Consider the following 7,896-nt stretch of genomic DNA (forward strand, 5'->3'; position numbering starts at 1 on the left):
CCGAGAGGACCGGCCGAGAGGCGGGCGGGGGCTCAGCCGTGGGCGGTGAGCACCCCCGACGCGAAGGAGGTGTCGCAGACCGGACGGGCGTAGGACTGGGCCCTGGTGGGGCCGTACACCCGGACCGCCGCCTTGCCGAGCGCACGCGCGATCGACGCGCAGTGCCGCGCCAGCGACGGGCGGTCGTTCACCGCCTGCTGGAGGTGGGTGAGGGCGACGCCCGGGTTCTCCTTGTGCAACTCGACCAGGAGCCTGTCCCGCAGGACCTGGTGCGGGGCCCGCTCGGCGGTACGCGAGGACGCGCCGGACGAGGAGGCACCGGACACGGCGGTGTCGGCGGCGGCGAGGACCGGACTCGAAGGCCTCCCCGACCAGTTGACCCCGGCGACCGCGAGGGTTCCGGAGAACACCAGGACGACGGGCAGGACGAAGGCGAGGGTGCGGCCGACCCGGCGGGCGGGGCCCCGGCCGCGTCGCGTCTGAGGGGTAGTGGAGTGCTTCACGCGTGTGAGAGTAGCGTCCGGTAATGGAATGGAGACATTCAGTCACCGGTTCGGGTGACGTGACGGGGAAGATGTCCGGGCGGCGCGTTGACGCACGCTGCTCGAAATGGCCTGTATGTCAGGGTATTTATCGACAATGAAGGCACAACGAAGAGGGCCCCGCAGCGAACTGCGGGGCCCTCTTCATCAACTCGGGTGAATTACCCGGGCCGTCGCGTTTCGAATGCGACGACGCCCGGCTCAGTCGGACAGGCGCGCGCCGGACGACGTCGAGAACACGTGGCTCTCGCCGGGCCGCGGCACGACGTGCAGCGTGCTGCCCTTCTCCGGCACGTTGCGGCCGCCGACGCGGACGACGAGGTCCTTGGACTCTTCGCCGACCTTGGCGGTGCCGTACACGAACGCGTCGGAGCCCAGCTCCTCCACCACGTTGACGACGACCGCGAGGCCCTGGTCGGACTCGGCGCCGGCCACGTCGAAGTGCTCGGGCCGGACGCCGACGGTGACGGTCTTGTCGGTGGCGGCGGCCAGCGCGTCGCGGTCCACCGGGACCACCGAGTTGCCGAACTTCACGCCGCCGTCGGCGATCGGCACCTCGACGAGGTTCATCGCCGGGGAGCCGATGAAGCCGGCCACGAAGAGGTTGGCGGGCCTGTCGTACATGTTGCGCGGGGTGTCGACCTGCTGGAGCAGACCGTCCTTGAGGACCGCCACCCGGTCGCCCATGGTCAGGGCCTCGACCTGGTCGTGGGTGACGTAGACGGTGGTGATGCCCAGGCGGCGCTGGAGCGAGGCGATCTGCGTACGGGTGGACACGCGGAGCTTGGCGTCCAGGTTGGACAGCGGCTCGTCCATGAGGAACACCTGCGGCTCACGCACGATGGCGCGACCCATGGCGACACGCTGGCGCTGACCGCCGGAGAGCGCCTTCGGCTTGCGGTCCAGGTACTCCGTCAGGTCGAGGATCTTCGCGGCCTCCTCGACCTTCTGCCGGATCTCCGCCTTGTTGACACCGGCGATCTTGAGCGCGAAGCCCATGTTGTCGGCGACCGTCATGTGCGGGTACAGCGCGTAGTTCTGGAACACCATGGCGATGTCCCGGTCCTTCGGCGGCAGGTGCGTGACGTCGCGCTCACCGATGCGGATGGCGCCGGCGTTCACGTCCTCGAGCCCCGCGAGCATGCGGAGCGAGGTGGACTTGCCGCAGCCGGACGGGCCGACGAGTACGAGGAACTCCCCGTCCTCGATGTCGATCTCGAGCGCGTCCACGGCGGGCTTGGTCGAACCGGGGTAGATCCGGGTCGCCTTGTCGAACGTGACAGTGGCCATGGTGAATGGGCCCCCTTCTACCGGCAGGAACGTGCCGGACGATCCGAGTAGGAAGGTGGTGCCACGACGGGATGTTCCGTTGTGGTTCCGTGTGGTGCAGTCCACGAGGGTGAACTGGCACAGGACGGTACCCGGCGTTCACCTGTCTGTCAGTACCCGCGGCTCTGTGAACTTCGCGGAAACTTTCGCATGGGCAGAGCGACGCACTTTTGACCCGACAGTACAATTGGCGCATTTCATCTCGCGCCTTGTGCTGGCTTCCTGCTTCAACGCCCACAGCCGACCCCTCACAGTCCTGACGGAATGTGCCCGAACGGGCTTACGCAGGCTCCACAGGCATGACGACCGACGGCCCATCGGTCCGTAATCCCCTGTGGCCGTTTCTATGCGGTTGGCATGGCTTCCTCCAACGCCGATGCCCTGATCAGCCTCGGCATGGCCCTGTCCGGTGGCAGAGAGGCTGCCACCAGCCAGTACAGCCTCATTCCCTCGTCTCGTAGGTTCACTGCCGCGTTCACGTCCCGGTCATGCACGGTGCTGCACCCGGTGCATGACCACTTACGGATGGAGAGGTGCAGCGCCGGCCCCTTGACATGACAAGCCGAGCAGCGCCGGGTCGAAGGAAAGAAGCGGTCGACGATCACCAGCGTCCTGCCGTACCACTCGCACTTGTAGGTCAGTTGACGCAGCAGCTCGCCCCATGCGGCATCCCTGATCGCCGTGATCAGCCCAGCCTTCCGGCGTCTTCCCTTGTTCGGCGCCCCGCGCATCAGAGTCGAGACGGACAGATCCTCCACCACGAGCACTTGGTTCTCGCGCACGAGGCGGGTGGTGAGCTGATCCAGCATGTCCTTGCGTACGTCCCGGATCCGCGCGTACAGGCACGCGATTTTCTGCCTGCTCTTCTCCCGGTTCCTGCTCCCCTTCACCTTCCTGTGCAGCTCCCGCTGCAACCGCGCCAGCTTGTCCGCATATCGCTTCAGCAGCTTCGGATGACCGACCTTCGTTCCGTCGTCCAAAGTGACCAGAGAAGCCAGCCCAAGATCCAGGCCGACTGCCGTCGGCTCCTGCGAGCCCCGCACGAATGCAGGCGGCAACGGGCCTACGCGCTCCTCCACGAGAACCGAAACGAAATACCGGCCTGCTCTGTCCCGCACCACCGACAAGCGGACCGGTTCCGTCCCAGCGGGCAGCGCCCGCGACCAGCGGACAGCCAGTGGACGGGCCTGCTTCGCCAGTTTCAGCAACCCCGTACCCGCCCGCTCACCGTCCTCGACCCAGCTGAACCCCGTACGCACATACGTCGCCGTGTCTCTGGACCGGCCCTTCCGCTTCTGCTGGGGGAGATTCACCTCGCCCCTTAAGAACCGGCTGAACGCCTGATCCAGATGGCGCAGGGACTGCTGAAGGACCGTGGACGACACCTCTTTCAGCCACGTCGTCTCCTCCGCCCGCTTCCAGCCGGTCAACGCCCGACAGGTCTCCGCGAACCCCACCCTCACCCGGTGTTGCTCCCATCCCTGCGAACGAAGCGCCAGCCCTTCGTTGAATACCCACCGGCAGGCTCCGAAGGTCCTGCTCAGCTGCTCCACCTGTTCCGCATCCGGATAGAAGCGAAAGCGGTAGACGCGATGCCGGGCATCTGGCTCCTTGACATGTGCTCGCAGCGGCGTCATCTCGCGCGTGCGGTGCTTGCGGCGGTCGGCGATGCCCAGGATCTCGCGCTTGACACGCCGGGCTTCCTCACCCCTTACCGGCTCTGGCTTCTCCACAGGCTCGTCCATGGCCCCCTCCCGACGACGACTTCAGAACGGCACGACAGATCGATCAACGAACGGGTGCGCGGATGGTTACGCGTCTTCAGACCGCGCTCGACCGCAAACCTCGTCGCTTCGGGAAACCGGCCCTGTGTACAGTGGACCCGCCTTCGCGCACTCCGCGCGTACGCGGCGCCCCCTTAGCTCAGATGGTCAGAGCAGCTGTCTTGTAAACAGCAGGTCGTCGGTTCGAATCCGACAGGGGGCTCCACTGAAACCCCAGGTCGGCACGGGCTGACCTGGGTTTTTTCGTGCAGAGGAGGCGGCGCCGACGGCGGGCGCGGGCGGCGCGGCCGTCGCCGGTTCCGGTCTCGACGGAGGGCTCCGGACGGGGCATGAAGGCGTCTTCCGTGCGGCGCGTGACCGGCCGTCGGCCGGCCTCGTGCATCTCACCGGCCAGGGGAAACGGCGTCCGAAGAAGGGCTGAAACCGGCCGATCACCGTGACCGGGGCAACCCCGGCGGCCCTGTCCCGGTCCCTTCCTGCGACCACACCCAAGGGACAGGGGAGGCACGAGCGTGCGGATGCGGATGCGGATGCGGACGACGGCGGTGGCGGTGGTGGCGGCAGCCCTTTCGGCGGTCCTGGCGACCCCCGCCGTGGCGGCGCCCCCGGGCCCGGGAGCCGGAACGGGGAACGCCACCGACACCGGCGACCACCGGGCGACCCGTCAGGCGCTGCAGGCCGCGGTCGCCGCCGGTGTGCCCGGGGTGACGGCGACGGCGGGAGACCGGCGGGGCACCTGGTCGGCGACCGCCGGAGTGGGCGACCTCCGCACGGGGCAGGAGCGCTCCCCGCACGACCGCTACCGGGTCGGCAGCATCACCAAGACCTTCGTGGCGACGGTGCTGCTGCAACTGGAGGCGGAGGGCAGGCTGTCCCTGGACGACACCGTCGACACCTGGCTGCCCGGCCTGGTGACCGGCAACGGCCACGACGGCACCCGGATCACCCTGAGGCAGCTGCTGAACCACACCAGCGGCATCTTCAACTACACGGCGGACGAGGACTACCAGCACACGTACTCCACGAAGGAGGGCTTCTTCGAGCGCCGCTACGACACCCTGACCCCGGGGGAACTGGTGCGGGTCGCCCTGGCCCACGAGCCGTACTTCGAACCCGGCACCTCCTGGGGGTACTCCAACACCAACTACGTCCTGGCCGCCCTGGTGATCGAGAAGGCCACCGGCCGCCCTTACGGCGAGGAGGTCCACCGGCGCGTCATCGAGCCCCTGCGCCTGACCGCCACCTCGGTCCCCGGCACCCGGGTCTCCCTGCCCCGCCCCAGCAGCCGCGCCTACTCCAAGCTGGCGCCGACCGCGACGGGACCCACCTACGACGTCACGCGCCTCAACCCGTCCCGCGCCTTCGCGGCGGGCGAGATGATCTCCGACTCCGAGGACCTGAACCGTTTCTACCGCGCCCTGCTGACGGGCCGGCTGCTCCCCCCGGAGCAGCTGGACGAGATGACCACCACGGTGCCCATGAGCCCCGGCCGGGACTACGGCCTCGGCCTGATGAAGGCGACGCTGAGCTGCGGCGTGACCGTCTGGGGTCACAGCGGCGGCATCTCCGGCTCCGGGACCGGCGCCGTCACGGCGAAGGACGGCCGGCACTCCCTGGCCTTCAACTTCAACGGCGACTGGGCGGGGGACGGCAACGCGGTCATCGAGGCGGAGTTCTGCGGCGACTGAGGCCCGTACCCCGTGCACACGCGGAAGGACCGCCGTCCCGGGGCTCCGGTCGCCGGGCCGGAGTTGCCCGGCCCTGGATCCTCATGGCGTCCGGCCGCTCAGACGGCGGGCGATCTCCAGTTGGCGGTCCTCCAGGGGGCGGCCGTCCTCGATGTCCCAGAGGCAGTTCTGCAGCAGCCGTCCGTACGTCCAGGCGCGGGCCCGCTCGCGGTCCAGGCCGAGGACGTCGGTCATCGCGTCGAAGCGCCGGCGGACGTCGTCGGCGTCGAAGCGGTTGGCCAGGGCCGGCCAGAGCTCGAAGCCGGGGTCGCCGGCGAGCGGCTTGGGGTCGATGGCGAGCCAGTCGGCACGGTCGGAGGCCAGGACGTTCTCCTCGTGCAGGTCCCAGTGCAGGAGGCGGTCGCCGGGCTCGTCCACGACCTCCCGCAGGGCCGCCGCGCAGTCGGCGAGGATGCGGCGGGCCGCCGGGTCCGGAACGCGGGCCAGGGCCCCGGGGGTCCGCTCCAGCATGGCGCGGGCGAGATCGCCGAGACGGCGCATGCCCGGCGGGGCGGGGGTGCTGGTGAGGTGGGCGAGGAGACGGGCGATCACCAGGACGGCCTCCTGGGCGTCCGGGAGGCGGGAGAGCATCCGGGAGGGATCGAGGCGTTCCAGGAGCATGGTGCCGGTGGCCGTGTCGTGGTCCAGCAGGCGGACCGCTCCGTCGCCGTTCCAGATCCGCAGGGCGACCGGTTCGCCCTCGCTCTCCTCGTCCAGGATCTGGAGCTTCAGCACGGCCGGTGTGCCGTCCGCGCGGTCGACGGGGAGAACCAGGGCGCTCACGCCGTGCATCGGCGCGCCGGTGACCCGCAGGTCCCAGCGGTCGAGGAAGCCGGCGGCCAGGCCGGGCAGCCCGGAGACGAAGGCGCGGCCCGCCTCGCCGTTGAACTTCTCCTGCGCCGCCGCGAGTTCCTCGGGTACGTGGATCACGGTGAGCACGGTAGTACGGCGCTCACGGCTCCAGCACGACCTTTCCGGTCGTGCCCCGGTTCTCCAGGGCGCGGTGGGCGGCTGCGGCCTCGGCGAGGGGGAAGCGGTGGACGGCGGGGGTGAGCCGGCCTTCGGCGGCTTCGGCGAGGGCGCGCAGTTCGAGGGTGCGTACGGGGCGGGAGCCGCCTGCTCTGCGCATCATCTCGGGGCCGAGGACGTTGAGGGAGACGCCGTCGACGAGGTAGGGGCCGGCGCTGTCGAGGCCCTGGGCGGACCAGCCGAAGACGACGTGGCGACCGCCGGGGGCGAGCAGGGCGACGGCCGCGCGGGCGACGTCGCCGCCCACGCCGTCGTAGATCAGGGTCACCTTGCCCTCGTGGGCGGCGAGGCGGGCGGGCCAGGCCGGGTGCGTGTAGTCGACGGCGAGGTCGGCGCCGTTCGCCGAGACCCGGGCGGTCTTCCCCGGGCCTCCGGCGAGGCCGACGACGGTGGCGCCCGCGTTCTTGGCGTACTGCACGAGGAGGGTGCCGATGCCGCCGGCCGCGGCGGGGACGACGACCACGTCCCCGGGGCCGGGCTCGGCGAACTGCACGATGCCCATGACCGTGCGGCCGGTGCCGATCATGGCGACGGCCTGGGCGAAGTCCAGGCGCTCCGGGATCTCGTGCAGGCGGTCGGCGTCGGTGACGGCCAGCTCCGCGTAGCCTCCGGGGGCGAATCCGAGGTGGGCGACGACACGCTTGCCGAGCCAGTGTGCGGGCGTGCCGTCGCCGAGGGCGTCGACGACTCCGGCGACCTCGCGGCCGGGGACGGTGGGCAGGGTGGCCGGGGCGGGGGCCGGGCCCTGCTGCCCCTGTCGCAGGGCGGTGTCCAGGAGGTGCACTCCGGCGGCCCGGACGGTGATGCGGACCTGCCCTGGGCCCGGCCGGGGGTCCTCGACCTGTTCGTGGGTGAGGTTCTCGGCGGGGCCGAAGGCGTGCAGGCGGATGGCGTGCATGGGCGTCTCCTGTGGGCGCGGTCCGGGAAACCGTTCCGGGGCATCGGTCCGGGGCATCGGTCCGGGACACCGGTCTGGGTGTTAGCCCGGACCGGTGTCCCGGGTGCCGTCCCGGGTGTCGGCTCGGCGTGGTCGCTGTGGTGGGACCACTGTTCAACCTCAAGCTCGCTTGAGGTCAAGCTCGTGCCGGCCGAGGGCGAGGGAGACGGCGGTGAGGGCGCTGTTGAAGGAGACCTCGGAGAGCACCCCGGGGGCGGCGACCTGGTCGCCCGCGAGGTAGACGCCGTCGCCGCGGTCGACGGCGGGCCGGTCGCGCCAGCTGGTGCCGGGCGGGTCGACGGCCCCGGTCCGCCCGTTCGCCACCGCCTCCCGCCGCCAGGTGACGCGCTCCCGCCAGCCCGCGTGGCCCAGGTCCAGCAGTTCCTCGGCGCGGGCCGCGCCGTCGGCCCTGGTCTCGTGCGGGGCGATGGGGAACTGGCCCTGGAGCAGCTGTTCGCCGGCGGGGGCGAGGGTGCGGTCCTGGGCGGTGAACCGTTCCAGCCAGCCGGGTGCGTCCAGGTCGGACACGACGAACGCGTCGCCGCGCC

General features: G+C 70.7%; 6 protein-coding genes, 1 tRNA gene and 1 pseudogene. 2 read left to right on the top strand and 6 right to left on the bottom strand.

The genetic code is table 11. From position 1 onward, the window contains the following. Window positions 1–32 precede the first annotated feature (32 nt). From AOK11_RS29215 to AOK11_RS29225, 3 genes are all read right to left on the bottom strand, one after another. Window positions 33–503 carry a hypothetical protein gene (locus tag AOK11_RS29215; protein ID WP_055596724.1) on the bottom strand — a complete coding sequence of 157 codons (471 nt, stop codon included), beginning with the start codon at window positions 501–503 and terminating at the stop codon, window positions 33–35. A 240-nt stretch (window positions 504–743) separates the two neighbouring features. Continuing rightward, entirely contained in the window at window positions 744–1,832 is a 1,089-nt protein-coding gene (locus tag AOK11_RS29220) for an ABC transporter ATP-binding protein (protein ID WP_055596725.1), read from the bottom strand. A gap of 383 nt (window positions 1,833–2,215) precedes the next feature. After that, window positions 2,216–3,616 carry an RNA-guided endonuclease InsQ/TnpB family protein gene (locus AOK11_RS29225; protein ID WP_055596726.1) on the bottom strand — a complete coding sequence of 467 codons (1,401 nt, stop codon included), beginning with the start codon at window positions 3,614–3,616 and terminating at the stop codon, window positions 2,216–2,218. 167 nt (window positions 3,617–3,783) lie between these two features. On the opposite strand from AOK11_RS29225, the gene AOK11_RS29230 reads away from it, so the two are divergent. Together AOK11_RS29230 and AOK11_RS29235 are read left to right on the top strand one after the other, a co-directional pair. Then, window positions 3,784–3,860: transfer RNA gene (locus AOK11_RS29230), tRNA-Thr, on the top strand. A gap of 313 nt (window positions 3,861–4,173) precedes the next feature. Next, the gene (locus AOK11_RS29235) at window positions 4,174–5,343 is read left to right on the top strand and encodes a serine hydrolase domain-containing protein (RefSeq protein WP_055596727.1); all 1,170 of its coding nucleotides are present in this window, start codon (window positions 4,174–4,176) and stop codon (window positions 5,341–5,343) included. Between the two features lie 81 nt (window positions 5,344–5,424). Here AOK11_RS29235 and AOK11_RS29240 read toward each other — a convergent pair whose 3' ends face one another. The 3 genes and pseudogenes from AOK11_RS29240 to AOK11_RS29250 all read right to left on the bottom strand — a co-directional run. Further along, window positions 5,425–6,321, bottom strand: a complete 897-nt coding sequence (locus tag AOK11_RS29240; protein WP_055596728.1) for an aminoglycoside phosphotransferase family protein — start codon at window positions 6,319–6,321, stop codon at window positions 5,425–5,427. A gap of 13 nt (window positions 6,322–6,334) precedes the next feature. Beyond that, complete coding sequence (locus AOK11_RS29245; RefSeq protein ID WP_055596729.1) at window positions 6,335–7,309, bottom strand: zinc-binding dehydrogenase; 975 nt, start codon at window positions 7,307–7,309, stop codon at window positions 6,335–6,337. 159 nt (window positions 7,310–7,468) lie between these two features. Next, window positions 7,469–7,896: pseudogene (locus AOK11_RS29250) on the bottom strand (FAD-dependent oxidoreductase); the annotation flags it as partial.

The organism is Streptomyces hirsutus (assembly GCF_001418415.1).
Lineage (GTDB): Bacteria > Actinomycetota > Actinomycetes > Streptomycetales > Streptomycetaceae > Streptomyces > Streptomyces hirsutus.

Excerpts from the sequence above, each read along its gene's own strand:
- AOK11_RS29245 (WP_055596729.1), bottom strand. The coding sequence starts at position 7,309 with ATGCACGCCATCCGCCTGCACGCCTTCGGCCCCGCCGAGAACCTCACC.
- AOK11_RS29220 (WP_055596725.1), bottom strand. The coding sequence starts at position 1,832 with ATGGCCACTGTCACGTTCGACAAGGCGACCCGGATCTACCCCGGTTCG.
- AOK11_RS29235 (WP_055596727.1), top strand. The coding sequence starts at position 4,174 with ATGCGGATGCGGATGCGGACGACGGCGGTGGCGGTGGTGGCGGCAGCC.
- AOK11_RS29225 (WP_055596726.1), bottom strand. The coding sequence starts at position 3,616 with ATGGACGAGCCTGTGGAGAAGCCAGAGCCGGTAAGGGGTGAGGAAGCC.